Source organism: Arcicella gelida (assembly GCF_034931025.1).
In the GTDB taxonomy this organism is placed as follows: domain Bacteria; phylum Bacteroidota; class Bacteroidia; order Cytophagales; family Spirosomataceae; genus Arcicella; species Arcicella gelida.
In genome coordinates this window covers 26,463-52,758 of record NZ_JAYGIL010000004.1, presented here as the reverse complement: position 1 = coordinate 52,758, position 26,296 = coordinate 26,463, and the positions used below count along the sequence as shown (strand labels likewise).

20 protein-coding genes and 1 riboswitch are annotated in these 26,296 nt (G+C 34.4%); of the genes, 11 read left to right on the top strand and 9 right to left on the bottom strand.

Annotation, left to right across the window (positions count from 1 at the left end):
* Window positions 1-190: 190 nt before the first annotated feature.
* Genes nuoK through VB776_RS03795 form a run of 3 tightly spaced genes read right to left on the bottom strand, consistent with a single transcriptional unit; the run spans window position 191 to window position 2,557 of the window.
* The gene (nuoK, locus tag VB776_RS03805) at window positions 191-502 is read right to left on the bottom strand and encodes an NADH-quinone oxidoreductase subunit NuoK (protein WP_323326200.1); all 312 of its coding nucleotides are present in this window, start codon (window positions 500-502) and stop codon (window positions 191-193) included.
* Window positions 503-533: 31 nt separating this feature from the next.
* A complete protein-coding gene (locus VB776_RS03800) occupies window positions 534-1,022 on the bottom strand; it encodes an NADH-quinone oxidoreductase subunit J family protein (RefSeq protein WP_323326198.1) in 489 nt (162 codons plus the stop codon).
* 29 nt (window positions 1,023-1,051) lie between these two features.
* Window positions 1,052-2,557: a 4Fe-4S binding protein gene (locus VB776_RS03795; protein ID WP_323326196.1), complete on the bottom strand. Its 1,506-nt coding sequence runs from the start codon at window positions 2,555-2,557 to the stop codon at window positions 1,052-1,054.
* Between the two features lie 472 nt (window positions 2,558-3,029).
* On the opposite strand from VB776_RS03795, the gene rplM reads away from it, so the two are divergent.
* The 8 genes from rplM to VB776_RS03755 all read left to right on the top strand — a co-directional run bounded on the left by rplM (window position 3,030) and on the right by VB776_RS03755 (window position 12,242).
* Window positions 3,030-3,473 (top strand): 50S ribosomal protein L13, encoded by a 444-nt coding sequence (gene rplM / locus VB776_RS03790; protein ID WP_184129674.1) that lies wholly within the window; start codon window positions 3,030-3,032, stop codon window positions 3,471-3,473.
* 84 nt (window positions 3,474-3,557) lie between these two features.
* Window positions 3,558-3,947: a 30S ribosomal protein S9 gene (gene rpsI, locus VB776_RS03785; protein ID WP_309915319.1), complete on the top strand. Its 390-nt coding sequence runs from the start codon at window positions 3,558-3,560 to the stop codon at window positions 3,945-3,947.
* 224 nt (window positions 3,948-4,171) lie between these two features.
* On the top strand, window positions 4,172-4,975 hold the full coding sequence (gene rpsB / locus VB776_RS03780; RefSeq protein WP_184129680.1) for a 30S ribosomal protein S2: 804 nt from the start codon (window positions 4,172-4,174) through the stop codon (window positions 4,973-4,975).
* A gap of 219 nt (window positions 4,976-5,194) precedes the next feature.
* Window positions 5,195-6,028, top strand: a complete 834-nt coding sequence (tsf, locus tag VB776_RS03775) for a translation elongation factor Ts (protein WP_323257377.1) — start codon at window positions 5,195-5,197, stop codon at window positions 6,026-6,028.
* A gap of 226 nt (window positions 6,029-6,254) precedes the next feature.
* A complete protein-coding gene (locus VB776_RS03770; RefSeq protein ID WP_323326194.1) occupies window positions 6,255-6,863 on the top strand; it encodes a PepSY-like domain-containing protein in 609 nt (202 codons plus the stop codon).
* 147 nt (window positions 6,864-7,010) lie between these two features.
* On the top strand, window positions 7,011-8,213 hold the full coding sequence (sbcD, locus tag VB776_RS03765; RefSeq protein ID WP_323326192.1) for an exonuclease subunit SbcD: 1,203 nt from the start codon (window positions 7,011-7,013) through the stop codon (window positions 8,211-8,213).
* Between the two features lie 3 nt (window positions 8,214-8,216).
* The gene (locus tag VB776_RS03760; protein WP_323326190.1) at window positions 8,217-11,276 is read left to right on the top strand and encodes an SbcC/MukB-like Walker B domain-containing protein; all 3,060 of its coding nucleotides are present in this window, start codon (window positions 8,217-8,219) and stop codon (window positions 11,274-11,276) included.
* A gap of 96 nt (window positions 11,277-11,372) precedes the next feature.
* Window positions 11,373-12,242, top strand: a complete 870-nt coding sequence (locus VB776_RS03755) for a hypothetical protein (protein WP_323326188.1) — start codon at window positions 11,373-11,375, stop codon at window positions 12,240-12,242.
* A gap of 61 nt (window positions 12,243-12,303) precedes the next feature.
* Here VB776_RS03755 and VB776_RS03750 read toward each other — a convergent pair whose 3' ends face one another.
* Window positions 12,304-13,104, bottom strand: coding sequence for a glycosyltransferase (locus tag VB776_RS03750; protein WP_323326186.1), 801 nt, complete (start codon window positions 13,102-13,104; stop codon window positions 12,304-12,306).
* A 188-nt stretch (window positions 13,105-13,292) separates the two neighbouring features.
* On the opposite strand from VB776_RS03750, the gene VB776_RS03745 reads away from it, so the two are divergent.
* Complete coding sequence (locus tag VB776_RS03745) at window positions 13,293-14,273, top strand: glycosyltransferase (RefSeq protein WP_323326184.1); 981 nt, start codon at window positions 13,293-13,295, stop codon at window positions 14,271-14,273.
* A 4-nt stretch (window positions 14,274-14,277) separates the two neighbouring features.
* Window positions 14,278-15,150, top strand: a complete 873-nt coding sequence (locus VB776_RS03740; protein ID WP_323326182.1) for a glycosyltransferase family protein — start codon at window positions 14,278-14,280, stop codon at window positions 15,148-15,150.
* Window positions 15,151-15,238: 88 nt separating this feature from the next.
* Here the strand turns inward: VB776_RS03740 and VB776_RS03735 are convergent, their stop codons facing one another.
* From VB776_RS03735 to VB776_RS03715, 5 genes are all read right to left on the bottom strand, one after another.
* Entirely contained in the window at window positions 15,239-16,174 is a 936-nt protein-coding gene (locus VB776_RS03735) for an ABC transporter substrate-binding protein (RefSeq protein ID WP_323326180.1), read from the bottom strand.
* Window positions 16,175-16,251: 77 nt separating this feature from the next.
* Entirely contained in the window at window positions 16,252-16,839 is a 588-nt protein-coding gene (locus VB776_RS03730; RefSeq protein WP_323326178.1) for a DUF6580 family putative transport protein, read from the bottom strand.
* 194 nt (window positions 16,840-17,033) lie between these two features.
* The gene (locus tag VB776_RS03725; protein ID WP_323326176.1) at window positions 17,034-19,001 is read right to left on the bottom strand and encodes a TonB-dependent receptor plug domain-containing protein; all 1,968 of its coding nucleotides are present in this window, start codon (window positions 18,999-19,001) and stop codon (window positions 17,034-17,036) included.
* Window positions 19,002-19,166: 165 nt separating this feature from the next.
* Window positions 19,167-19,475: riboswitch (cobalamin riboswitch) on the bottom strand.
* A gap of 101 nt (window positions 19,476-19,576) precedes the next feature.
* Window positions 19,577-19,966 carry a response regulator gene (locus VB776_RS03720; protein WP_323326174.1) on the bottom strand — a complete coding sequence of 130 codons (390 nt, stop codon included), beginning with the start codon at window positions 19,964-19,966 and terminating at the stop codon, window positions 19,577-19,579.
* The gene (locus VB776_RS03715; RefSeq protein WP_323326172.1) at window positions 19,953-22,958 is read right to left on the bottom strand and encodes a PAS domain S-box protein; all 3,006 of its coding nucleotides are present in this window, start codon (window positions 22,956-22,958) and stop codon (window positions 19,953-19,955) included. The genes VB776_RS03720 and VB776_RS03715 overlap by 14 nt, the downstream gene beginning before the upstream one ends.
* 449 nt (window positions 22,959-23,407) lie before the next feature.
* On the opposite strand from VB776_RS03715, the gene VB776_RS03710 reads away from it, so the two are divergent.
* Window positions 23,408-26,254, top strand: a complete 2,847-nt coding sequence (locus VB776_RS03710) for a TonB-dependent receptor (protein ID WP_323326170.1) — start codon at window positions 23,408-23,410, stop codon at window positions 26,252-26,254.
* The last annotated feature ends 42 nt before the right edge of the window (window positions 26,255-26,296 follow it).

Genomic DNA, 26,296 nt, shown 5'->3' with positions numbered 1-26,296 from the left:
GATTGAATGAAGTTATTTATTATTAATATTAGGTTTCGGTTCTTCGGCTTTCAGTAATCAGCTAAAAATTATAAAATATTGATGAGTTATTATAAGTTTTTGGTCTTTAGCACTCAGTAAGTGACTAAGTTAGAGAGAGTAAATGCCGAAAGCCGATAGCTGACATCCGACATCTGAAGTCCGACAGGTATTAGGATTCTGAATTATTACTTATCTCATCAAGATTGATTGATTGGAAATGTTCATGTGCTTTCAACACGATGGCGAGTGCAACGACGGCTTCACAAACAGCAACGACAATCACAAAGAGTGCAAACATTTGTCCTTGTAAATCTGGGTCATTTTTGCTGAAAGCTACTAAATTTAGGTTTACAGCATTCAGCATCAATTCAATCCCCATCAAAACCACAATAACGTTTCGTTTGGTAACTACTACAGCCAAACCAACGCTAAATAATATAGCACTTGTAAGTAAATAATATGAAAGAAAACTATTGTCCATTTTGCAAATAGCGTCAGAATTTTATAAATATTTATACTTTAGATTTACCGCTTAAGTACGCCGCTCCAATAAGTGTTGCCATCAATAAAACACCCGAAACCTCAAAAGGTAAAACGAAATCTGTCATCAATAAAACGCCAATATTTTGAGTCGTAGACAATGTTTCGATAGGTTCGAACAAACTGGCTTGTATTTCGACGAAGTTTGCTTTTACAAAAGAATAGAAAAGTAAGCTGAAAAGACCTAAAGCAACGAAAAGTCCAATAAATCGATTTGTATTAGTACCAATGATGTCATTTTTACCATTTTCTTTACTTCCTTTATGATTGGTAAGCATTACGCCAAAAAGGAGTAGTACTAAAATTCCACCAACATACACTAAAAGCTGAGTGATAGCTAAAAAGTCTGCTCCAACTAACACATAAAGTGCTGCAATACCAAAGAAAGTAAGTAAAAGGCTAAATGCTGCATACAATACGTTATTACTCCACAAAACAATACTTGCAGAGATTACAATCAATAGTATAAATGCTATAAAAATAAAAGGTATCAATTGTCAGTTTTTGGTTTTGGTTTGAATGAGGGTTTAAAAACTGGTTTTGGTTTTGGAGCAGGCGTAATTTCTTCTGCTTTTACTTCTTCCGAATTTGTTACTTCTGAACTTTCAATTCCTTCTTCTTTTTTCTTAAACGAAGGTTTAAAAATTGGTTTTGGTTTTGGAGCAGGCGTAATTTCTTCTGCTTTTACTTCTTCCGAATTTGTTACTTCTGAACTTTCAATTCCTTCTTCTTTTTTCTTAAACGAAGGTTTGAAAACAGGTTTCGGTTTTGGAGCAGGAGTAATTTCTTGAGATTTTACTTCTTCCGAATTTGTTACTTCTGAACTTTCAATTTCTTGCTCTTTTTTCTTGAACGAAGGTTTGAAAACTGGTTTTGGTTTTGGAGCAGGCGTAATTTCTTCAGCTTTTACTTCTTCCGAATTTGTTACTTCTGAACTTTCAATTTCTTGCTCTTTTTTCTTGAATGAAGGTTTGAAAACTGGTTTCGGTTTTGGAGCAGGCGTAATTTCTTGAGCTTTTACTTCTTCCGCAACTTTTACTTCAGAGTTTTCAACTCCTTCCTCTTTTTTCTTGAACGAAGGTTTGAAAACTGGTTTCGGTTTTGGAGCAGGAGTAATTTCTTCAGCTTTTACTTCATCCGAACCTTTTACTTCTGAATTTTCAATTTCCACTTCTTTTTTCTTAAACGAAGGTTTGAAAACTGGTTTCGGTTTTGGAACAGGAGTGATTTCTTCAGCTTTAACTTCTAGCGTTTCCTTTAGTCCTTCATTCTCCAATCCCGATTCCTTTTTCTTGAATGCTGGTTTAAACGCTGGCTTTGTAACTGGCTTTTTCTCTTCTTGTCCAACATCCTTTAGTTCAGAATCCTCAAGTCTTGCATCTTGTGTTTTGCTATCTTCCGTCTTCTTCGTTTTCAAACCTTTCATAGCTTCTTTTTCAAGCATAAATTGGTCGTACAAATCACGTTTTTCTTGTGCTTGTTCTGGACTAAGGTTTCCGAAAGCAAAATTATGTTTAGTAATATCAAAAACAGAGAAATCGTATTCCTGCGTCATGGTCAAACATTCTGTTGGACAAACAGTAGTACACAAGCCGCAGAAACAGCATTTAGCCATATCAATATCGAACTTCGCAGCATATAAACGAATAGCAGAACCATCAGAAGCATAACCTGCAATACCAGTTGCTTTGATGGGTTCAATTTCTATACAATCGACAGGACAAATTTTAGCACATTTATCACAGACGATACAATCGTCCATTTCATTGTGTAATTGATAGCGACCATTATCAGGAATTGGTAGCTTTTCATGAGGATATTGTAAAGTAACAATCCCAGTTTCTTGTTTGAAGTAATCAGGATTATTGACAAAGATTGGTTTTCGGCTTTGGCGAGCTTCCTTCAGGTGTCTCCATGATAATGAAAGCCCTTTCAGAGAAGATTTAATGCCTTCTTTTATATTACCGAAATATGTATTATTTGCTCCTTTAGACACAGTTTTAAATAATTTTCATTATTGGTTCACAAAATGAGTCCTAGTTTGACTAGTAAAATGCCAACAATTAAACACAAAGGTACGTTCTGTAGATTAACAAAAGAAGGAAGGAAAGGCTTTTCTCATCTATACTTTGTTCAATTGCTACTATTGCCTGAGGTTCTGAGAGTTATTTTTTGTGAGAAGCGAAAAAAAGATGAAAATATTTAAGAAAAACACAGAAAACAATGTAAAACTTTTTGCATATACCGAAACAACTCCGTAATTTTGCGTTCCCAATTTTTAACTGGATGCCCGTTCAGAAAAAAAATAAGGCAAAATCATTGAAAATCAGAGACGTTCCAACTTTGATTTACCGAAAATACTTTCACAGCAATTAATAAGAGTCCACCGTGAATATATTTTTTGTAACACCTTTTGGCAAAGGTGCTTTCTTTGAGAAAACATTTAGGACTTTTAAAATCTTAATAAAGTGGATACTTTAAGTTATAAAACCATCTCAGCCAACAAGGCTACCACAGAAAAGGGATGGGTTATCGTTGATGCAGAGAATCAGATTGTAGGTCGTTTGACTTCTGAAATCGCAAAAATTTTACGTGGAAAGCATAAGCCTTCTTTCACTCCACATGTTGACTGTGGTGATAATGTTATCGTTATTAATGCTGATAAAATTCGTTTTACTGGCAAGAAAATGACTGATAAAGTTTACATCCGTCACACAGGGTATCCAGGTGGACAGCGTTTTGCAACGCCAAGAGAAGTGTTAGCTAAAAACCCAAGAGGAGTTGTAGAAGCTGCCGTTAAAGGTATGTTACCTAAAAACCGTTTGGGAAGCCGTTTGTTCACTAACTTGTATGTATATGCAGGTACAGAACATCCACACGCAGCTCAACAACCAACTGAAATTAAATTCTAATAATCGTTATTTGTTATTCGTTATCCGTTATTCGTCTTTACGAATTAACTATTAACAGATGACTGATAACTTCTCTATAAAAAAATGGCAGAAGTAACTAATACATTAGGAAGAAGAAAAACAGCTGTTGCCCGTCTTTATATGACGCCAGGTAACGGTACTATTCTTGTGAATGGTCGTGCTTTGAATGAGTACTTTCCATCTGAAATTTTACAAATTATCGTTAATCAACCATTTGCATTGACTAAGACCGAAGGTGCTTACGATATCAAAGCAAATCTTGATGGCGGTGGAATCAAAGGACAAGCAGAAGCTCTTCGTTTAGCAATTTCACGTGCTTTACAAGAAATCGATCCTGAGCGTCGTCCAGCTTTGAAAAAAGAAGGATTCTTAACTCGTGACCCTCGTATGGTAGAACGTAAGAAACCAGGTCGTAAGAAAGCTCGTCGTAAATTCCAGTTCTCGAAACGTTAATATCAGTTATTGGTTATCCGTTATCTGTTCACAGTTTTTCTGTCAACCATTAACGGATAACTTAATATATGATTTTAATTATATGCAACAAGACTTACAGTGACCGATGTCTTTGTTGTTTTCAATTTTCTTTTCAACTTTTAATTTAAGTTATACGTAATTATTAGATTTGGCTATCAGTATATACTGATAACGATTAATTGATAACGGATAACAGTCAGAAAATGGCACAATTAGAATACAAAAACCTTTTGGATGCTGGTGTTCACTTTGGACACATGACACGTAAGTGGGATCCAAGAATGGCTCCATACATCTTTATGGAGAAGAATGGTATCCACATTCTTGACTTGAACAAAACTTTAGCTTGTTTAGACGAAGCTTGTACTGCTATCAAAGCGGTAGTTCGTTCTGGCCGTAAAGTAATGTTTGTTGCTACAAAGAAACAAGCACAAGAAATTGTTTCTGAAGAAGCTCGTCGTTTGAAAATGCCTTACGTAACTGACCGTTGGTTAGGTGGTATGCTTACAAACTTCGCTACTGTACGTAAATCAATCAAAAAAATGTCAACTATCGACAGATTATTGAAAGATGAAGTAACAGTGAAAGCTTTAGCAAAACGTGAGCGTTTGATGATGTCTCGTGATAAAGAGAAAATGGAAAGAGTATTAGGCGGTATTACTGACCTTACTCGTTTGCCAGCAGCTCTTTTCGTAGTTGATGTTAAGCGTGAACACATTGCAGTAGCAGAAGCAAAAAGATTAGGTATTCCAGTTTTCGCAATGTGCGATACTAACTCGAACCCTGATTTAGTTGACTATCCAGTACCATCTAATGACGATGCTTATAAATCAATCGCTTTGATTACTTTGGCAATTGGTAAAGCTATCGAAGAAGGTTTAATGGAGCGTAAGCAAGATAAAGATGATGCTCGTTTAGCAGAGGAAGAAGAAGCGAAGCGTTTAGCTGACGAAGAAGCAGCTAAAGAAGCAGCTAAAGTTGCGGCTAAATACGAGAAAGAAGATTAATAATAATTTGAAGATATGATAATCTGAAAAGTCATGAGTACTTATCTTTTTGCCATAACTTTATCATTATAATTTATCAAAATTGAAGCAGCCCATGGAATTCTATGGGCTGTTCCTTTAAAAATTAACATTGAATTAGCGAATGCGGATTGCGAAATAACGTAATTAAGCCAGTTCAATTCCGCAATCCGTAATCCAAAATCTAAAATCAATAAAACGATGGCTATTTCAGCAGCAGACGTTAATAAATTAAGACAAATGACCGGTGCGGGCATGATGGATTGTAAGAAAGCCCTTACTGAAGCAGGTGGTGATTTTGAAGCCGCTATTGATATTCTTCGTAAAGCTGGTCAAAAAGTGGCAGCTAAACGTGCAGATAACGCTACTAACGAAGGTGTAGTATTAGTTGCAATCAGCGAAGATGGAACAAACGGTAAATTAGTAGCTTTAGCTTGTGAAACTGAACCAGTTTCTAAAGTAGCAGATTTCAATGAATTAGCTGCTGCTTTATTGGCATCAGCGGTTGCTACAGATGCTGCAGATAAAGATGCTTTATTGGCTTCTACTTTAGCTGACGGACGTAACGCACAAGAAGCAATGGTTGAATTAACTGGTAAAATTGGTGAAAAAATCAATGTAGCTGGTTACGAAAACATCACTGCTGATAAAGTTGTTTCTTATATTCACTCTAACAACAAAATCGGTGTTTTAGTAGCATTTACAAACGTAACAGGAACTGACGTTACTGAAGTTGGTAAAGATATTGCTATGCAAATCACTGCAATGAAACCAGTTGCTTTAGATAAAGATGGCGTTGATGCAGCTACAATCGAACGTGAAATCGAAATCGGTAAAGACCAAGCTCGTCAAGAAGGTAAACCAGAAGCAATGTTAGAAAAAATTGCAACAGGTAAATTGGAGAAATTCTACAAAGAAAACACTTTGTTGAACCAACAATTTGTAAAAGATAGCTCAATCAATATCAAACAATTGTTAGAGCAAACACAAAAAGGATTAACTATCAGTACTTTCAAACGTATTGCTTTAGCTTAATATCTTTATAGTGATATTGAAAAAGGCTTCCAGTAATGGAAGCCTTTTTTGTTTATAAATCTAAAGGTAATGTGAATACTTTTGCTATTTTTTAAGCAAATCATTAGGTATTTCTAAATCCTTTAAGACAAGTATTTATTTACCTATGCAACGCTTAAGAAAAATAGGCTGTCTAAGTAATTGAAATGTCCCAAATTAATTTTAAACTTAAAACAACCATTACACAATGAAAAAATTATTGTTTTTAATGACAACCTTAGTGGGTATCACGTTCGCAAGTTGTGAAAAACAGAATGATTTAACAGCTTCTGATGATGCTTTGGAAACCCTAGAAGTTTCCGCTGCACGTACTGCGGCAGTTACAGACACGGTAACCAAACAAAAATGTAGAGGAAAAATTACAACTGTTGACCCAGCTGCTTTACCAGCTGCTATCGTCACTTATATTTCTACGAATTATGCAGGTGCTACGATTAAATTTGCAGGGACAGATACTCAAGGTCAATATGTTGTAGGAATCACTTTAAATAGCGTTGAAACAGGCTTATTGTTTGATGCTAATGGTGTATTTGTAAAAGCACTGCAACATTATGCTAGAAAAGCGAAATTGACAGCGGTTGAATTGACAGCTTTACCAGCTTCAATTGCTACTTATGTTACTGCAACTTACGCAGGTTACACAATCAAACGTGCAGGAACAGATGCTGATGGTAACTATTATGTAGCTATCAACGATGGAACAAATCGCAAAGTACTTTTATTTGATGCTACTGGTGCATTCAAACAGGAGTTAGAAAAACCTTTACATAAAATGAGAAAACTTAGAAAGCAGTAGTTTCCATAAAATCATTTTATTAAACCCCACAATGTTGAATGTTTCAATGTTGTGGGGTTTATGCTTTTGTAAAGCCTAATCTTTTTAAGGTATAATTCAATTAAGAGCCGTATTTTAGCATTCTTATTTTAATCAGAATGATATTCCATGAAAATTCTACATACTGCCGATTGGCATTTTGGGAAAAAACTCCATAAGTACGACCTTCACGAAGACCATCAAATGTTTTTGGAATGGCTGATTACTCTTATCCAAGAACGAAAAATAGATGTATTATTGATTTCTGGAGACATTTTTGATCTCGCCAATCCGCCTGCCGAAGCCCGAATTTTGTATTATTGGTTTTTGAGACAAATGATTTTGCAAAAATGTAAAATCATCATTACAGGTGGAAATCATGATTCGGTGTCATTACTGAATGCTCCCAAAGATATTTTGTCGATGTTGGATATCATCGTGGTTGGTGGAGCTACGTCCAATATTGAAGATGAAATCATTGATTTAAAGGAATTAATTATCTGTGCCGTTCCGTACTTGCGTGATGCTGATTTGCGTCAGGCAGTGGAAGGAGAAACCGCTATAGGACGAATAGAAGCAGTTCGAAATGGCATTAAAAATCATTATGATCAATTAGCTAATATTTGTCAAGTACGTTTTCCGAATACTCCTGTGATTGCGATGGGGCATTTATACGCCAATGGTTCTGTCGCTTCAGAATCTGAGCGAGAAATACAGATTGGGAATTTAGCTGCTTTTGAAGGAAATGATTTTTCAGAAACTTTCGATTATGTGGCTTTAGGGCATATTCATCGTCCACAGAAAGTATCTGGAAAAGAAAATATCCGTTACTCTGGTTCGCCGATTGCTTTAAGTTTTAGCGAGAAAAATGACTTGAAAATCGTAATTGAACTGGAGGTTTCAGCAGGAAAAATTCAAAAAATTGAAGATATTCCAGTACCTAAAAATAGAACATTAAAGAAAATTTCTGGTGATTTCGAGAAAGTAAAAAGTCAACTTAGTAGCTTCCAAAATGAGTTGCCGCTGAAAGCTTTTTTAGAAATTGAAGTAACAGATGAATTACACAATCCGATTTTGACCAGAGAATTAAACGATATTATCGCCGTTTTTGAAGATGAAAATGCCATTGTTTTAAAACATAGAATTTCATTTAAAAATGAAGTTAACAGCACCGAAGAACTGTTTTTTGAAGGACAAAATATAGATGACATTAATGAAACCGAGATTTTGAAACGAAGATTAGAAAAAGAAGACGGACTTTCAGAAGAACATCAGGCTTTGTTAATGGAAGCCTTTGTGGAATTATTGCAAAAAGTAAAGGAAGAAAACTAAGCGATGAAAATCAATAAAATATACTTAAAAAACATCAACTCTTTTAAAGGTGAACACCTGATTGACTTTACCGAAAATCCATTGTCGTCAGCTGGACTTTTTGCGATTGTTGGCCCAACAGGAGCAGGAAAATCAACGCTTTTGGATGCTATTACTTTGGCTTTGTTCAATCGTGTACCAAGATTTGATAAAAAGATTTCTAAAGATTTAGTCGGTTCAGGCGGTTCAATTCTTACTCGTGGTGAAAAAGAGTGTGCCGTAGAAGTAGAGTACGTTTGCAAATCAGGCGTTTTTGTGTCGAAATGGTGGATAAATGTCAATCGAAATAATAATCTAAATGATTATGGAATGGAGATTGTTGATAAAGCCAAAGAACTAATTATCACTAATAAAAAAACAGAAGTACCTGATAAAAATCAAAGTTTGATTGGACTGAATTATGACCAATTTGTTAAGTCGATTTTACTTTCACAAGGAGAATTTTCAAAGTTTTTGAAGTCTGGAAAAGACGAGCGTGGAAAACTTTTGGAAGACATTACAGGAATGCAAATTTATCGTTTGTTAGGCAAAAAAGCTTTTGAGATAAATAATGAAAAAGGTGGAGAATTAAAGTTAAAACGTAGCCAAATTAAGAGTGTTTCGGAGAAATTAGTTGCGACTGAAATCGCTGAAACTTGGGAAAAAGATTTAGCAGAAAAGGAAATTTCGATAGCCAAAGCCAATGAAAATTTAGAAAAAACTTCGGAAAGTATTCGGTTAAAAAATACGTTAAAAATTATTGGAGACGAAATTCTTCAAAAAGAAAAAGACTATACCAATACTGCTACGATTTGGCAAGTATTTGAACAAGAAAAATTACCAATACTTCAACAACACGAATTGGTTGAGCCTTTCAGAGAAAGTATTTTACAAGTAAAAAATGATGAAAGAGAACTTAGAAATCTTCAAAATAGACAAGTAGTTCAAAAGCAAGAATTAGTTCAAAATCAGCAAGCTTTCGGTCAAAATATTAATGTTATTTCAGATTTTACGAACGAAAAAGTCAATGCAGAAAATGCAATAGAAATATTACAAGAATTCCGAAGAAAAATAACAGAATTGCTAAGAGAATTAAGTGAACAAGAAGGAACGCTAAAAGCCAAGCAACAGCAAATTAGTGAAGTACTTTCGTTTTTGAGAATTCCACAGTTAAATAATTTATCAGTCAATCAATTGGCTGATAAATCTTTAGCATTAATTGAGTCGGTTGCCAAAGAGCAAAAAGTGCAGATGGAAAAATGGTATGAAATCGCCGAGATTTCGTCGCCAGAAGAAGTAGAAGAACAAGGACAAAAATTAGCATTTGAGCTAAGATTATATCATCATCTCAATCAATTAATAGGTGATTATAGCAATCTAAAAACACTTTTTAGCGAAGCAGAAAAAGAAGAAAAAACACAACTTGAATTTCAGAATACGAATACTTTAGTTCTTGAAAAAAAACAAATTTTACTAACGAATCTCATTCAGAAAATAGAGACTTTAGAAGTAGAAAAAGAGCGCTTGGGGAAATCTTACAACTTTGAAAAAGACCGAGCCAAACTTTTGAAAAAAGATGAAGCTTGTCCACTTTGTGGTTCGTTAGAGCATCCATTTTTGAGCCATTATGCCAATAATTATGTGGAAATAGACCAAAATTTAAAGAGTCAAAAAGCCGAAGAAAAAGTGTTAAACAATGAAGTAAATACTTTGAAAACACAGATTGCTTCTGCCCATCAGTTAGAGTTAAAAGAACAAAAAAAGAAATATGAATTTCAACAAAAGCTAGATGTAAAACACTTAGAAATTACAGAAGTAAAGCAGAATTTACAATTAGAAAAAGTAGGAAATAGAGCGTGGGTTCAGGAACAAATTAAGGCGAAAGAACAGCAAACAGAAGCCTTGAATTTGCTGGAGAAGTCTGTAAAAGTATTGGCAGATTTAAAATCGCTTTACCGAATTGTAAAAGAAACGAAGGGTTTTCAGGAGCAAAAAAATGTATTGATTGATACCATTAAAGGTTTATATATCGGTAAAAATATCAATAATGATTGTGATAAACTACAACAACAATTCTCGGAATTACAGACAAAAATCACTGCAAATTTGAAACAAATTCAGCAACTTGATGCTGAAATCAAAGAGAAAAATGAAGTTGTAAAAATAGTAGAAAATGATTTGTTGGTCGCTTTAAAAGGACTAGGTTTTACCAATCTTGAAGAAGCTCAACAGCAATTACTTTCGGTAGAGCAAAGTAAAAATTTAAGAGATGAACAGGAAAAACTCAGAACGAGAATCACTGTTTTAGCAAGTGAATTACAGCGTAAAAAGGCAGAATTTGAACAAAAACAGCAAGAAGATAATCCTTCGATAAGTTTGGAAGAACTACTTGCTTTCAATCAACTTTTGCAAGAACAGCGAAAAGCCGTTGCCGATGAAGTGATGGAATTACAAGTAAAAATTCAAGTTCAAAATACTCATCGTCAGGAAATTTCAGCTTTAGAACAAGAAATAGCCTTCTTAGAAAAATCTAATTTGAAGTGGGAATTATTAAACCGCTATATTGGAGATGCAGAAGGGAAAAAATTTAGTACATTTGCACAAGGTCTTACTTTAGCAAGACTGATAGCCTTGTCAAATCGACGTTTGGCTGAGCTTTCAGATCGTTATTTGTTAGATAAACCCACTGAAAATGAGGATGATGAGTTGATGATAATTGACCAGTATATGGGCAATGAACGTCGTTCAGTAAAAACACTTTCGGGTGGAGAAACTTTTATGGTGAGCCTGTCTTTGGCATTGGCTTTATCAGATTTGGCTTCTAAGAACGTAAAATTAGAAAGCTTATTTATTGATGAAGGCTTTGGAACACTCGACCCCGAAACACTTGATTTGGCTTTGGGTACTTTAGAGAAATTGCAGCAAGAAGGACAGAAAAACATCGGCATTATCTCGCACGTAGAATCCATCAAAGAAAGAATTTCAACACAAATTAAACTAGAAAGAAACAACAGAGGGTTTAGTAGAATTGACATTAAAAGTTAAACAAAGGCTACAATTAATCAATACAGTGATTTCCACACCAATAGTATCATTAATATTATTCAATTTAGAAACAGGCTTGAGTAACCAGATTTCATTATGAATATTTTGTACTTGGTTTTTGGGGAAGAACAAGAAAACCATATTCAAACATATTTTTCTATTTGCTCATTTCTGAGTCAGATGAGTGAAACAGACAGAATATATGTTCTGACGGACGCTCCAAGGTATTATGAGCGGGTAGCTAGCCGAGTAAACATTGTAGAAGTAAGCAAAGGTTTATTGGATGAATGGGAAGGACCAAAGCGTTTTTGGGGAAGGGTAAAAATCAAAGCCATAGAGTATATTTGTTCGATTCATCCGAAAGAAGTTGTTGTATATTTAGATGCCGATACTTTTTTGTATGCTAATATTAATTTATTGAAAGCCGATTTAGCCCATTCTATGCTACATCAATATGAAGGTAAGCTTTCGATAATGAAAAGCAAAAGTGAAAAATTGCTTTGGAAACAAGTAGGAGGGATGTCGTTTGGAGGTATTGTAATGCAGCCAGAGCATTGTATTTGGAATACTGGTGTAATGGTTTTATCAGCTGAAAAAGGTTATGATATTGTAAAGATGGCACTCTTGATTTGTGATAGTATGCTTCAAGCAAATGTTACTAAAAAATTGATTGAAAAGATTTCAATTTCTGTCGCCATTTCTGAATTTGGAGAAGCAAAGCCTTCTAATTTTTGTATAGGTCATTACTGTGATAATAAATTAGAATGGAATGAAATTATCAGAAAATTTGTGGTTGAGTCTTTTTTAGGAAACCGAAGTTTAGAGGAAGATATTACCTTGATTCAACAATGGGATTTTGCTAAACTGGCTATTGAGAAAAGAGTTCCTTTGGCACAAATTAGGCTTAAAAAGTTGATTGAAAAGATTTTTCCAGCTAAGATTATACAACAAATAAAGAAGAAATAAATATTGGAAAATTACTTAACAAAAATCCCTTGTTCATACATTTGAACAAGGGATTTTTGATTTATTTCTGCACAATACCGAAAGGCGTAAATGGTTCAGTTTCTTGTTGGGTTACTTTTTGTAAATCCCAAGTTTCTTGAGGAATTTTTGTTTCTTTATGGTGTAAATGATAAACCAAAGCCGAAGAAGCTACTGATTTTGTTGATTTCCCGATTAAGATAAGTCGTCTGTAAACATCTAAATCTTCGCCAACTCCTGGCCAAAGAAAACGTTCATCAAAACCATTAATACTTAACAAATCTTCTTTATGAATTGAAAAATTACAGCCTAAAATATCACGATGTTTATTGTTAATCATTCTGGCAAAAAAGGGTACTCGTGCATAAAGCATTTTTTCGCCATGGCGAGTTTCGCCTGATAATAACAAATACAGAAAATTCTTTTTGAAATAACCTTTTTTGATACTTTCAGGGGTAAGTTTTTTAGAGATTTTATCTGATAAATATACCCTTCTTCCCGAAAGTGCAAATCCTTTTTCTTTAGCTTCCAAATGTGCTTCCACAAATCTATCGTCAGGAATACAATCGCCATCAATAAAAATAATATAATCAGATTTTGCACTCATCACGGCTTTATTCAGCATGATATTTTTTTGCCAGCCATTATCTTCTTGCCAAAGATGATTGATATGGAGTGGCGAATGCTTTTGAATTTCTCTGATTTGTTTAACAACATCTTCACGAGAACCATCATCTGAAATAATCACTTCAAAATCTTTAACACTTTGGCGTTCTAATCCTGCCAAAATGAGCTTAAGATTATCAATTTTATTGTAAAAAGCGATATTCACTGAGCAACGCATAAACTTCTTCTTTAAAATGGAATGATTTTCAATTAAAGCTTCAAAATTACGCTTATTTCTTTGAGTATAGTCAAACTACACAGACAATAGCTTAAATTTGTGGTATTGAGCAAGCAATTTTCTGGAAAAAACAATCTTAAAATCTTTCGATTTTTGTCTCTCCAACCAATTTGTGGGAACAAAACACTATGAATATACTTCTTCAACATAATGCGATACTTCCTGTAAATCAATATGGTGGCACCGAACGAGTAGTTTGGTGGCTTGGAAAATACCTTAGTCAGTTAGGGCATAATGTGACATTTCTGGTGAAAGAAGGTTCAACTTCTTCCTTTGCCAAAATTATCCCATATAATGAAAATCGCCCCTTAGACGAGCAAATTCCTGATGATATTGATATGGTTCATCTCAATCAAAAACCACAAGAATATATTCGGAAACCATTTGTTGTTACTCAGCATGGCAACAGTTCGCAATTAGATTCTTTGCATCATAACACCGTTTTTGTGTCTAAAAACCATGCAGAAAGACATGGTGGAGAAGCCTTTGTTTATAACGGAATTGATTTTGACGATTATGGAAAACCAGATTTGAATCTTCCCCGAAAGCATCTTCATTTTTTAGCAAAAGCTGCTTGGCGAGTAAAAAATGTAAAAGGAGCGATTGAAATTTCGAAGCGAAGTCACCATAAATTAATCGTCATGGGCGGTACTCGTTTGAATTTGAAAATGGGTTTTCGTTTCACGCCTGATTTACACGTTCGTTTTCATGGAATGATTGGTGGAGAAGAAAAATTAAGCATTTTAAACCAATCGAAAGCTTTACTTTTTCCAGTTTTATGGCATGAGCCATTTGGTTTGGCAATTGTCGAAAGCCTTTATATGGGTTCGGCAGTGTTTGGTACTACTTATGGCTCTTTGCCCGAATTGATTCATCCAGAAGTTGGGTTTCTCTCAAATCATAAGCATGAATGGGTTGAACAATTGAAAAACGTTGACCATTTTTCGCCAAAAAATTGCCATGAATATGCTCAAGACATTTTTTCTGCTAGAACAATGGCAGAGAAATATGTTACTTATTATGAAACGGTTTTAGCTGGAAAACCTTTGAATTTCCAAACGCCAAAGGCTTTGGAAAACTATCCTAAATTTTTGCCTTTTTCTGAATAATCTCATGAAAATATCTGGATTTACTTTTGTCCGAAATGCCATCAAATTTGATTATCCAATCGTCGAAGCCATTACTTCTATTTTACCAATATGTGATGAAGTAGTTGTAGCAGTGGGAAATTCAGAAGACGAAACTTTGGCTTTAATTCAAAGTATTAATTCTCCGAAAATAAAAATTATTGAAACCATTTGGGACGATTCTTTGCGTAAAGGCGGGCAAGTACTTGCCGTAGAAACAGACAAAGCTTTAGCTGCTGTTTCACCAGATGCTGATTGGTGTTTTTACATTCAAGGAGATGAAGTAGTGCATGAAAAGTATTTGCCTATCATTAAAAAAGCCATGCAGGATAATTTACATAAATCTCAAGTAGATGGTTTACTATTTAATTATACGCATTTTTATGGTTCATATCGTTATGTAGGCAACGCTCATCGTTGGTATCGAAGAGAAATTAGGGTAATTAGAAATACAGGAAAAGTGCGTTCTTATAAAGATGCACAAGGTTTCAGAACGGTTGATAATCAGAAATTGAAAGTAAAATTAATAGATGCTTACATTTATCATTATGGCTGGGTGAAACCGCCAGAAATTCAGCGTGAAAAGATGAAAAGTTCGATTAATTTTTGGGGAGAAGGACACGATGTTGATAAAATAAAAGAAGTATTAGAGGCTTTTGATTATTCTGAAATAGATTCCTTAACACTTTTTGAAGGTACACATCCCGAAGTAATGCAAGCCAGAATTGAAAGTGTAAATTGGATGTTTGATTATGATATTCATGAGAAGAAACTGAGTTTCAAAAATCAAGTAAAAATGACAATTGAAAAGCTAACAGGCTATAGAATTGGCGAGTATCGGAATTATAAAATAGTTTGATTTGGTAAAAAAAGGCCTGAAACTTGCGTTCCAGACCCATGATAGATTAGAGGGAATATTTTTTCATGATGAAACATAATTCAAAAAATTATGTAGCTAGAGTCTGATTAAAAATAGTGTAAACTTTATGAGCTAGGTGTTTAGGAATGGTGAATAGGCTAGGATGAAATAATGCTGCCAAAATTTCAATACCATTTACTAAGGTCGAGGCACTTGGTTGGGTGAACAAATCATAATCAAGCACAAAAACGGCTTTATTTTGAACTGCACGTAGATTTTCCCAACCGTTTTTTATTGTTAATAGATGATATTCTTCCATACTTCTTTGGGTTTCGAAACCACAAGGAGCTATGATTAATACTTCTGGGTCGTACTTCAATATTTTGTCCCACTGCGTCACGATACTGTCGCCTGAAGGATTACTTAGCATATCAATACCTCCAGCATAAGCAATTTGATGAGGAATCCAGTGACCGCAATTATAAATGGGTTCAATCCATTCCAATAACATCACTCTTTTAGGCAAAGCTCTGTGTTCACGGAGTTTGTCGATAATGCTGTCAATTCTTTCTTGAAGTTTGGCTAAATGTTGATAAGCCGCTTCTTCTCTGCCCAAAGCCTTGGCAATCGTTATCGCTGAATCAAAAACATCCTCCAGACTTTGTGGTGTAATTGTTAGAATCTGAGGTGTTTTTTCCAGATTATCAATCACCGCTTGCGTGCATTTTGTATCAATTTGACATACTTCACAAACGTCTTGCGTAATAACAACATCGGGTGCAATGGCTTGTAATTTATCCTCTTCTACATAATACAAACTTTTTCCTTGTGCTTTAGAAGCCGAGAAAATCCTGTCGATTTCTTCACTTGAATACTCTTTTCCTTCCAGCACACAACGGACTAAAATTTCATTTTCAGTTCTTGATGTTGGCGGACATTCAAAGGTTACGCCATAGAGTAAGTCTTGCAAACCCATGTCGTAAATCATTTGCGTTGCGGCAGGAAGAAAAGAGACAGCTTTCATAATGAGTGATTTGTGATTGAGTGATTAGATTTGGAACAATTTTCAACCGAAATCCCAAATCCCACCTCCCAAATCGTTTACGCTTTTGCCAAGCTTGGAAAACGGACTTGCAATAATTCAAAACTGCCGAACATTAGGGCAGAATATGCCAAAGTACCTACCAAAAAGTTTTTCATATATGGGAAACCTTGTACAAAACATTGTTGTAAACCAGCCCAATCACGACTTAAAGGTAAATTCGTTCTTAAATCTGTTCCACCACCAATCCAAACGGTTAAATCAGCTAAAAGCCAATGTGAAACCGATGCGATTATTGCTGCTAAAACAACGTTTTGAACATTGATTTTTTGAAGAATTACTTTTCCAAACAAAACAATGATGGCGAAAATACCATAAATCCAATACCAACCTTCGTACATCATTCCGTACTTTCCTTGAAAAATCACTTTGTTGATAATGATATCACTGACCAAAATTGTGAGCAAAGGAAAAGCAAAAGCCTTCCAACGGCTACTAAAATACGCTCCGCCAAAAAGTGCCATCGCACCAAGCGGCGTATAATTTGCTACTGGAGTAAGCTGTGCGGAGTTGGCAATTCTCAACAAAGCAATCGCTAAAATGAAGCAAAGCAAGGTTAAAAAACGAGGGTTGAGTGTTGATTGCATTGCGAAAGAAGTTTTTGGTTTGAATTATAATAATAATAATTGTCCTTTAATACAGCCTTTAATTTGATAAAACAAGTCAATCTAAGCGTTTAGAGTATTTAGGTGAATACTGTTGTCGGTAAGTTTATCTCTTCAGTTAAAAATACAAGAGCCTAAAATTTAACAATCATTAAGCTCTCATATAGAATGGTTGCTTAGAAACTCATATTTAAACCTGCCATAAAGTTGAATTTACGACTGTTGTACCCGTAAACATCAAAATACAATTCGTTAGTAATGTTTTTTAGGTCAATATAAGCCTTGAAGTTTTTTGTGAATTTATAATCTGCATAAGCATCAATGGTTGTGTAAGGAGTTAGCGTAACGATGCCTGTTCCATATACTGACTCTAAACGCTTACCTACGCTATGCACGTTGGCACTTATATATAATTTTGGTGAAACAGTATAACCAATACCAAAATTCATCACGCTCTCTGGACGACGGAACAAGTTGTTGTAGGTTGTATCTTTCTTTTCAATTTGTGTAGTAATTGCACCTTGAAGTAGTGTGATATTTGCCCATAAGTTGATTTTGTTTAATTGAACTTTTCCTTCCACTTCCCAGCCGTAGTCGTGTTGTTTATCGAAGTTGATGTATCTACCGTAAGGGTCTTTTGATAATGATTGAAAGTAAATTACATCTCTTAAATGTCTATCAAAATACACTACACGTAAGTTTGAACTTTTATCCTTTGAAAATATTTGGATACCTGCTTCTGTAGAAACAGATTTTTCAGGATTCAATGCTTTATTACCGTACGGCGAATATAATTGGTATAATGTTGGAGCTTTGAAACCAGAAGATAGATTGACGAATACTTTAAACTGGTCATCAATCAAATACGAAGGATTGAATGAATATGTAAAATTGTCTCCGTACAATGAGTGATTGTTATAACGAGCACCAAGTTCTAAAAAGAAATTAACCTTAGTTTTAATCAAACCAGAGGCATATACACTAAAAATAGAAGTATGTGCAGTGTCAGTCCCAATTGGTGGTGAAGAATATTTGCCATAAGCACTGTATGAGTCGTAGGTTTGTGAGGTATTGGCAAAACGGAAATCACTTCCTACTAATAAATTGATATTAGGGTGAATCTGCAAACTTTCGTATAATTCAGTATAGTGAGTATTTCCATCATAAAACTGAGTAACATATTTATTGAATGCTCCTTTTTCAATAGATGTAGAATCATCTACAAATCTGCGTTCACTTTTGCTGTAACCATAGTTAAATGTTAGTTTTCCTTTTTTTTGAACATAATTTAAACCAACAGCATACAGCGAAAATTTTTGATTAATAGTAAAATCTTTTTCGTCTTTAAATGCCCCTGCATCAACATCTGTCTTATATCCATTAATTAGGGTACGTAATTTTAATTGTAGGTTTTTAGAGATATTATAGCCGATATTAGCTAATATATTGTTTTGACGAATACCATCGTTATCAAAATTTTGATTTCCTAATTGGTCATTAGCGGCTGAAAAACCACTTGAAGATAAACGAGTATATTGTACATTATAATACCCTTTTTCAAAAGCACCATTAAGACCCAAAGTAGCTCGTAAGGTATTATAAGTTCCTGTATTTACTGAAGCATTTCCACCAATACTCTTATCTGTTTTACCTTTCTTAGTAAATATATTAATAACGCCTGCTACTGCATCTGAACCATAAATAGTAGATTGAGCCCCCTTTAAAATCTCAATACGGTCACATTCTGCTACTGTAATCATGTTCAAATCAAAGTTTGAAGAAATTCCCGATGGATCATAAACAGGCATTCCGTCAATTAGAATTAGTGTATTCCCTGTACTTGCACCTCTAAGATATACGTCTTGGTTAGTACCATAGGTATTTTGAGAACCCACTACCATAAAACCCGCTTGGCGAGTTAGTAATTCGCCTAAGGTTTGCGATTGATATTTTTGCAAAATAGAATCTGATAAAATGGTTACTACTTTACCAGTTTGTGATTGTTTCTGGTCAGTTTTATTTGCTGTAACAATTACCTCATCAAGGTTTTTATTGTCAACAGTCACGTTGCTTTTTTGTGCTAATGAATTTTGGACAAGGCAAATCCCCACAGCAATAATAGATTTTTGTAATGTTTTAAACATTTTGATTGGTACCCCAAGAGCGTAAAAATTACCCAATGCTTTCATTTATTGAAAGGACAAAAAGTGTCAACGAAAATGAAATTCGTAGGAATTAACGTACAATTGAGTTAGATAAAAGAAAAAATAATCGAACGCTCAATGATGCTCATCCTCCGTAAGCAAGCAATCAAGAATGATTTAATGGCAGGTCTCCTGACTTGTTTCTCATGTACCCAAACCTTCCCGATTTTAGTTATCCGTTAATTGTTAATTGTTATCAGATTGCTTTAAGTTTAAAGTAAAATACCTTTAAACGATTTACAGATAACTATTAACCAATAACGGTTCACAGACTTTCAGTGGTTATTGAAGAATGGTAATGATGTTATTGAAACTTACAGTTGCGGGGACAGTACAGGCATTCAACCTGATTCCCTATTAAGCTTTAAACTTGTATTGACACAAGCCTAATGCACCATAAACTGATGCAAAGGTAGCAGAAATTTTATTTTATTTTGAAGAAAGAATTTTAAAAGCTTGATTTATAGGATTTCTTGTTATGATTATGATACTACAAATCAAGTAATTAGCAATATTTATTCTGTCATTAATTTTTTAAGATCATCCATTTTAATTGGCTTAACCAAATAATTACTTACAATTTCATAAGATTTCGCTCTTTTAATATCCTCTGGGTCGATAGAGCTCGTAACGATAAAAATCGTCACAGCATTTTCAATCGGAATTTGAATAAACTCATCTAAAAATTGCCAACCGTCCCAGATAGGCATGTTTAGGTCGAGGAAAATTAAATCTGGAAGTTTTTCACCTGTCGTGATAATTGTTTTGAGGCTATCATAAGCTTCTTTTCCGTTTTTAAACACCAGAAAACCGTTACAAAAATTAGCGATTTGCATTAATCTTTTAGTGCCAAAAACAAAGATTGGGTCGTCATCAATGATGCAAGCAATGTCAATTTTTTTCATATTTAAGATATATGCTAAATGTTGTTCCTTTATCTACTTCACTGCTTACTTCTACTTTTCCACCCATTGCCTCAATTTGATTTTTGGTAATGAATAAACCAACACCTCTGGCATCTTTATGGTAATGAAATGTTTTGTACAAACCAAAAAGTTTGGCACCATGTCGTTTCAAATCAATGCCCAAACCATTATCTTCTATTTTCAGAATAAGATAATCATTTTCAATAACTGTTGATAGCTTCACAAAGCTATCTCTTTCGTCTGAGCTATATTTGATGGCATTCGTCAGAAAGTTAAGCATAATACTATCTAAATAGGCAGGAATAGCTAGTACTTTTTCATCTGTATTGATATTGTTTTCAATCGTTACTTTTGATTCTCGTGCAAGTGCCGATACATTTTGAATGGCATTTCTGATTGCGTGATGCAAACTTACTCCTTTTAAATTATCAATAACGGCTGTATTCATCAACACTACTTCATTCAAATGGGCAATGGTTTCGCCAAGGTTTTGGGAAGCAGATTTCAATAGAACTAAGTACTCATTGGCTGATAATTCAGGATTTTCCTCAAGAAGTATATCCATCATCATTGAGATATTGCCAGAATGAGACCTTAAATTATGTGATACAATATGAGCAAAGTTTTTTAGTCTTTCGTTTTGGTCTTTTGTAACATCTAAAAGTGCTTTTATCTCTTGTTCTGCATTTTTTTGCTGAGTAATATCAATAATTTGTGAGATAAAATATAAAGGCTGGTTAGACTGATTTCTTACTAAAGATGCCGCTAAAATGATATAAACGTTATGTCCTTTTTTATGAATATATCGTTTTTCCATTTGATAATGCGACCTTTTTCCATCAATCAATTCTTGTACTAAATCAAGGTCGGCTTTTAAATCATCTGGATGAGTAACTTCTTGGAAAGTAAGCTGATAGAGTTCTTCTTCAGAGTATCCGATAATATGACAAAGCGTTTGATTAATTTTTAGCCATTTTCCGTCAATATCAAGCAAAGCCATACCAATTGCCGCATTTTCGAAATTACCTCTAAAAGCCTCTTCGCTAATTTGTAGTTTTTCTAGATATTTTTTTCTTTCAGTTATATCGTGCATGGCTACAACAGCTCCGAACAATTCACCATTAGGACCTTTTAGTTGAGAACCAGAAGTAGATACAATATGGCTTGGTCCGTTATTAGGAGCAATAATCATTTCCACATTATGAATATTGCCAGAATGTAAAGTTCGAATCAGCGGTATTTCTTCGGTAGCAAGTTTCGTGGTACCATCTAAATGATAAAGACCGTAATAATTGGAATATTCTGATGGAGGAATATTGTTGATGGGTAAGCCATGCCATCTTTTTGTAGTATTGTTAAACAAAGTAAGGCTACCGTGCTGATCGCAAGCTACAATGCCAATATCAATACTTTCAAGGATGGTTTCTAATAAAGTATGGTTTTCCAGAAGGTTTTGTTCAATTTTTTTACGTTCTGTAATGTCGTCGGTGTACATAATAATGCCACCAATTTTGTTATTATCTTCAGTGTACCAAGGTTTCACTTCCCATTTTAGCCATTGAACAGAACCATCTTTCCTGACAAATTTATCTTCGTCTCGCTTGGTTGACTTTCCCTGTAAACATTCACGATGTATATTTTTCCAATCTTCGCCTATTTCAGGGAAAATCTCGTAATGTGATTTTCCAATTAAATCAATCCCTTCTAAATGATAATCCGTTCTCCATTTTTCTGATACTGCCAGATACTTTAGGTCATTATCAAACATTGCGATGGCAGTTGGTGTATGTTCTATAAATACGGTATTACGTTCTACTTTTTTCTTCTGGTCACTAATGTCAGAATGCGTTCCATACATCATCAAAGGTTTGCCTTCGTTAGTCCAGCTTACCACTTTTCCTCTATCCATCACCCATACCCAATGCCCAGCTTTGTGTTTCATTCGGCATTCGCATTGGTAATATTCGGTTTTCCTTTCAAAACAACTTTGAATTTTTTGATTAGATATTTTTAAATCATCTGGATGTACCAATTTCAACCAAGTATCTATGCTGATTGGCGATAATTCATCTAAAGTATAACCTACAATTTCTGCCCAACGCTCATTAAAAAAGGTTTCGCCTGTTTGTACATTCCATTCCCAAGTACCAGCATTTGTTCCTTTTATAACGCTTTGAAGCTTTTGTTTTTCTTTAATGAGTTCTTCTTGTGCTAGTTTCTGCACATGAATATCCTGAAAAGTACCATAAATTCTAATACATTTTTCTTCATGAAATTCAGCTTGTCCGATTGCCCTAACCCATTTGATATTTCCTTTAGCAGTTACAATTTTTAAATCTACATCATAGTGCTTACCTGTAGCAATGGCTAATTCTACAGCTTTTGTAATTTGCTCTCTGCTTTCACCTTCTTCAAAAAAATCAATGGCGGTTGATAAATTAGGCTGATAGTCGTCAGGAACTTCATGAATTAGTTTAGTGATTTTACTCCAGTAGGGCAATTTGCTTTCCATGTCGATTTCCCAATATCCTACCATTGCAGCGGCATTACATCGTTCCAAGAACTCGTCTTTTCTCATTAATTCCGTTACGTCGGAAAACGAAATGATAGCATTAATTACTTCACCTTCGCTATTTCTTATTGCCATTGTACGGCAACGAAACCAAATAGTTGAACCATTTTTATGCTTGTATCGAAGGATTTCATTGTAAGGTTTATGAGAATTTTTATATTGTTCAAAGAAATTTTCAGCATCTTCAGCGTGAATCAAGGTTCTCCAAGTAGCGTGATTGTCAATAATTTCATTTTCTCTATAACCTAATGTATTCCAAAATTTAGGATTCATCCAATCGTTCAGAGGATTTTCGAAATCAAGATACCCAAAACCATCTAATGCTGATTCTTGGATAAAATCAAATATCGAGAAATCGCTCTTGATAAGGCTATATAACTCTTCTTTAGGATTACTCATTAATGTTGGCGGGGGATTTACTTAATGTTTAAAGCAAGTAATAATTAGCTTATTTAACCTAGTTTATGAATGTTTTTTGAATGCAAAACCTGCTGAAAGCTTTTTATAAATGCTGATTTTTGGTTGGGATTTAAAAAAATAGCCCAAAGGGCAAATTTAATGCAGAAAATTGTTGAGGAAATTTTTATAAAAGAAAATTAGTCAAAAACATTTAGATGCACAAGAAGATAAATCAGGAAAGCTTACTGATTGTTGTCATGTTTAACATTCGGCAAGATTATCAGAAAAAGTAAAATGGAGTGATTTAATCCTAGTTTTTGGGAGTAAATAGCCCCAAAACTTAAATCACATAACATTGGGATAACATAAACATAAACTAAGCATAACACAAGCGTAATACTGCGGTTATATAGCCGACCTAATTTTGTGCCATCAAAAAACAAACCAGTATGATGAAGCACAAATTACTTTACACATTAATTATTTTATTTTCTTCTCTTTCATTCACCTTCGCTCAAGAAGGAACTATACGTGGTACAATTAAAGATGCAGTAAGTAAAGAAGACTTAGTTGGAGCAACCGTTTTTATTGAAGGAATCAACAAAGGAGCAGCCGCTGACATCAACGGTTTCTTTTCATTCAATAAAATTCCAGTTGGTAATTATAAATTGAAAATATCATTTGTTGGATATAAAGTAAAATTCATTGAAAATGTAAAAGTTGTTGAAGGTTCGGTTACAGAAATCAACACTTTTATCGAAGAAGACCAAGCTACTACTTTAAATGAAGTAAAAGTTGTAGCGAAAAAATTAACAAACACAGAAGTTTCTGTAATTTCTGAAATCAAAGCAGCTCAACAAATTGTAAGTGGTATTTCTGCCGCACAAATTGGTAAGACTTTAGACCGTACCGCTGCTGAGGTTGTAAAACGTGTGCCAGGTGTAACAATTTTCGGAGACCGTTTTATCAATATTCGTGGTTTGAATGAACGTTATAACACAGTAATGTTAAATAACGTATTTACACCAAGTATGGAATCTGATGTTCGTTCATTTTCGTTCGATGTTATTCCTTCAGGACAAATCGATCGTATTTTAGTATATAAATCACCTGCAGCAGAATTACCAGGTGAATTTGCGGGTGGTGTAGTAAAAATCTTCACGAAAAGTATTCCAGACGAAAATTATTTGACAGTTGATGTAAGCGGAGCTTACCGTGATGGAACTACAGGAAACGAATTTTTCCGTCCAAAAACTGGAAAATACTCTTATACAGGTTTTAACAATGGTTTTTCAGACCTTCCTAAATATTTCCCAACAACAAGCGAGTTGAAACAAATTGCGGTTTCTAATCAAGCTGCTTTGACACAAGCTGGACAAATGTTGAGAAATACTTGGACGCCAGAGGCTTCCACTGCTAGTCCTGATTTACGTTTTTCAATCACAGGAGCTTATAAGTTTATTGATAGAGAGAATTTGAAGTTAGCCAATATTACTGCTGTAAATTATAGTAATACTCGTACAACTTTTGAAATGGCAAGAAGTGATTTTGGTTATTCAATTGATCAAAACAATGTAGAAAGTATTAACGAAGATAAGAAATTTAGAGATTTACAATATACCAACTCAGTTCGTACAGGTATTCTTCATAACTGGGCCTTGAGATTGAACGAAAACCATACGTTTGAATTCAAAAACCTTTATAACCAAATGAGCAACGCTCAGTATGTGGACAGAAAAGGCTTAGAAAATGGTGGAACTTGGGATATTCGTTCATTAGACCAAGTATATCGTGGAATTTACACAGGTCAAGTATTGGGTCGTCATGCTTTTAACGATAACAAAACAAAATTAGACTGGGTAGTTGGTTACAACAAATCAAATAGTGATCGTCCTGATTATAAGAGATATAGATATTCTACTGAAGGTGCAGTTCCTACATTGTTAGTGCCTTTCGGAGCTGCTCAAACCATCAACTTAGGTAGAACAAACATTTTATTGGACGAAGATGCGATTTTAGGAGGTATTAATTTAGTACAAAAATTAAGCATTAAAAAAGGTAAGACTGCAGAAGAAAGTAAAGAAATTGAATTAAAAGCAGGTGCTTTCTACGAAAACAAAGAACGTACTTTCACCGCTCGTAACCTTGGGTACGTGCGTGCAAATAGTTCATTGTTTGATATTGGGAATTTACCAATTGATGAGATTTTTGCTCTACAAAATATCAATTCTACAAACGGTGTAAAAATTGATGAGCAAACCAATGCCTCCGATTCATACACTGCAAGCAATAATCAAATAGCAGGTTATGTTTCAGGAAATTACTCTTTCACTAAGAAATTAAACTTGATTGCTGGTGTTCGTGTAGAAAAGAACGTTCAGAAATTAAATAGTTTTGATGTAAGTAGAGGAGTACCAGTAAATTATAACCGTGATGTAACGAATATTTTACCATCGGCGAATTTAACATATAACTTCTCTGAAAAGTCACTTTTACGCCTTGCGTATGGTAAAACCGTTAACCGTCCAGAATTCCGTGAAGTTGCTCCATTTACTTTCTATGACTTTGTGAACAACCGTGTTATCTCGGGTAATCCAAGTTTAAATAATGCAGAAATTGATAATTACGATTTCCGTTATGAATTCTACCCAACACCAGCAGAGGTAATTTCGGTAGCTGCTTTTTACAAAAACTTCAAAAACCCAATCGAAGTACTTTTTGATGGAGCTACCAATGCCAACTTAAATTTCGGTAATGCAGAAAGTGCTTATAGTGCAGGTTTTGAAGTAGAAGTAAAAAAATCTTTAGATAAGTTAACAGCATCAGCTTTGTTAAGTAAAATCAATTTGGTATTCAACGGAGCATTTATTTATAGCCGTGTGAAACTTGGTGAAGCCGCTCAAAACCAATCAGATAACCGTCCATTACAAGGTCAGTCTCCTTACATTGTAAATGCTGGTATTAATTACAATGACTCCAAAAAGAACACGCAAATCAGTTTATTATTCAACGTAATCGGCAAGCGTATTTTTGCAGTAGGTAATTCATTAGCAGCAGGTTATCCAGACTGGTACGAGATGCCACGTAATGTAATTGACCTTACTTTCTCTAAAGAAATTGCTAGAAACCTTATTGTGAAAGGTGGTATTACAGACATCTTAAACCAAAGAAATTTCATCATTCAAGATGGAAACAAGGATGGTAATTTCGATACTAGTAATGACCAAATCATTCAGTCATACTCTCCAGGAAGAACCTACTCTTTAGGTCTTGTTTACACATTAAGAAAAAAGTAATCATCATTTATTAATACATATTCAATAGAAGAATTTTTAAAG

What these genes read in the sequence shown, in the direction of transcription:
- VB776_RS03760 (WP_323326190.1), top strand. Translation starts at nt 8,217, where the DNA reads ATGAAAATCAATAAAATATACTTAAAAAACATCAACTCTTTTAAAGGT.
- VB776_RS03730 (WP_323326178.1), bottom strand. Translation starts at nt 16,839, where the DNA reads ATGCAATCAACACTCAACCCTCGTTTTTTAACCTTGCTTTGCTTCATT.
- rpsI (WP_309915319.1), top strand. Translation starts at nt 3,558, where the DNA reads ATGGCAGAAGTAACTAATACATTAGGAAGAAGAAAAACAGCTGTTGCC.
- VB776_RS03715 (WP_323326172.1), bottom strand. Translation starts at nt 22,958, where the DNA reads ATGAGTAATCCTAAAGAAGAGTTATATAGCCTTATCAAGAGCGATTTC.
- VB776_RS03725 (WP_323326176.1), bottom strand. Translation starts at nt 19,001, where the DNA reads ATGTTTAAAACATTACAAAAATCTATTATTGCTGTGGGGATTTGCCTT.
- nuoK (WP_323326200.1), bottom strand. Translation starts at nt 502, where the DNA reads ATGGACAATAGTTTTCTTTCATATTATTTACTTACAAGTGCTATATTA.
- VB776_RS03710 (WP_323326170.1), top strand. Translation starts at nt 23,408, where the DNA reads ATGATGAAGCACAAATTACTTTACACATTAATTATTTTATTTTCTTCT.
- sbcD (WP_323326192.1), top strand. Translation starts at nt 7,011, where the DNA reads ATGAAAATTCTACATACTGCCGATTGGCATTTTGGGAAAAAACTCCAT.
- VB776_RS03740 (WP_323326182.1), top strand. Translation starts at nt 14,278, where the DNA reads ATGAAAATATCTGGATTTACTTTTGTCCGAAATGCCATCAAATTTGAT.
- VB776_RS03735 (WP_323326180.1), bottom strand. Translation starts at nt 16,174, where the DNA reads ATGAAAGCTGTCTCTTTTCTTCCTGCCGCAACGCAAATGATTTACGAC.
- VB776_RS03745 (WP_323326184.1), top strand. Translation starts at nt 13,293, where the DNA reads ATGAATATACTTCTTCAACATAATGCGATACTTCCTGTAAATCAATAT.
- VB776_RS03720 (WP_323326174.1), bottom strand. Translation starts at nt 19,966, where the DNA reads ATGAAAAAAATTGACATTGCTTGCATCATTGATGACGACCCAATCTTT.
- tsf (WP_323257377.1), top strand. Translation starts at nt 5,195, where the DNA reads ATGGCTATTTCAGCAGCAGACGTTAATAAATTAAGACAAATGACCGGT.
- VB776_RS03755 (WP_323326188.1), top strand. Translation starts at nt 11,373, where the DNA reads ATGAATATTTTGTACTTGGTTTTTGGGGAAGAACAAGAAAACCATATT.
- rpsB (WP_184129680.1), top strand. Translation starts at nt 4,172, where the DNA reads ATGGCACAATTAGAATACAAAAACCTTTTGGATGCTGGTGTTCACTTT.
- VB776_RS03750 (WP_323326186.1), bottom strand. Translation starts at nt 13,104, where the DNA reads ATGCGTTGCTCAGTGAATATCGCTTTTTACAATAAAATTGATAATCTT.
- VB776_RS03770 (WP_323326194.1), top strand. Translation starts at nt 6,255, where the DNA reads ATGAAAAAATTATTGTTTTTAATGACAACCTTAGTGGGTATCACGTTC.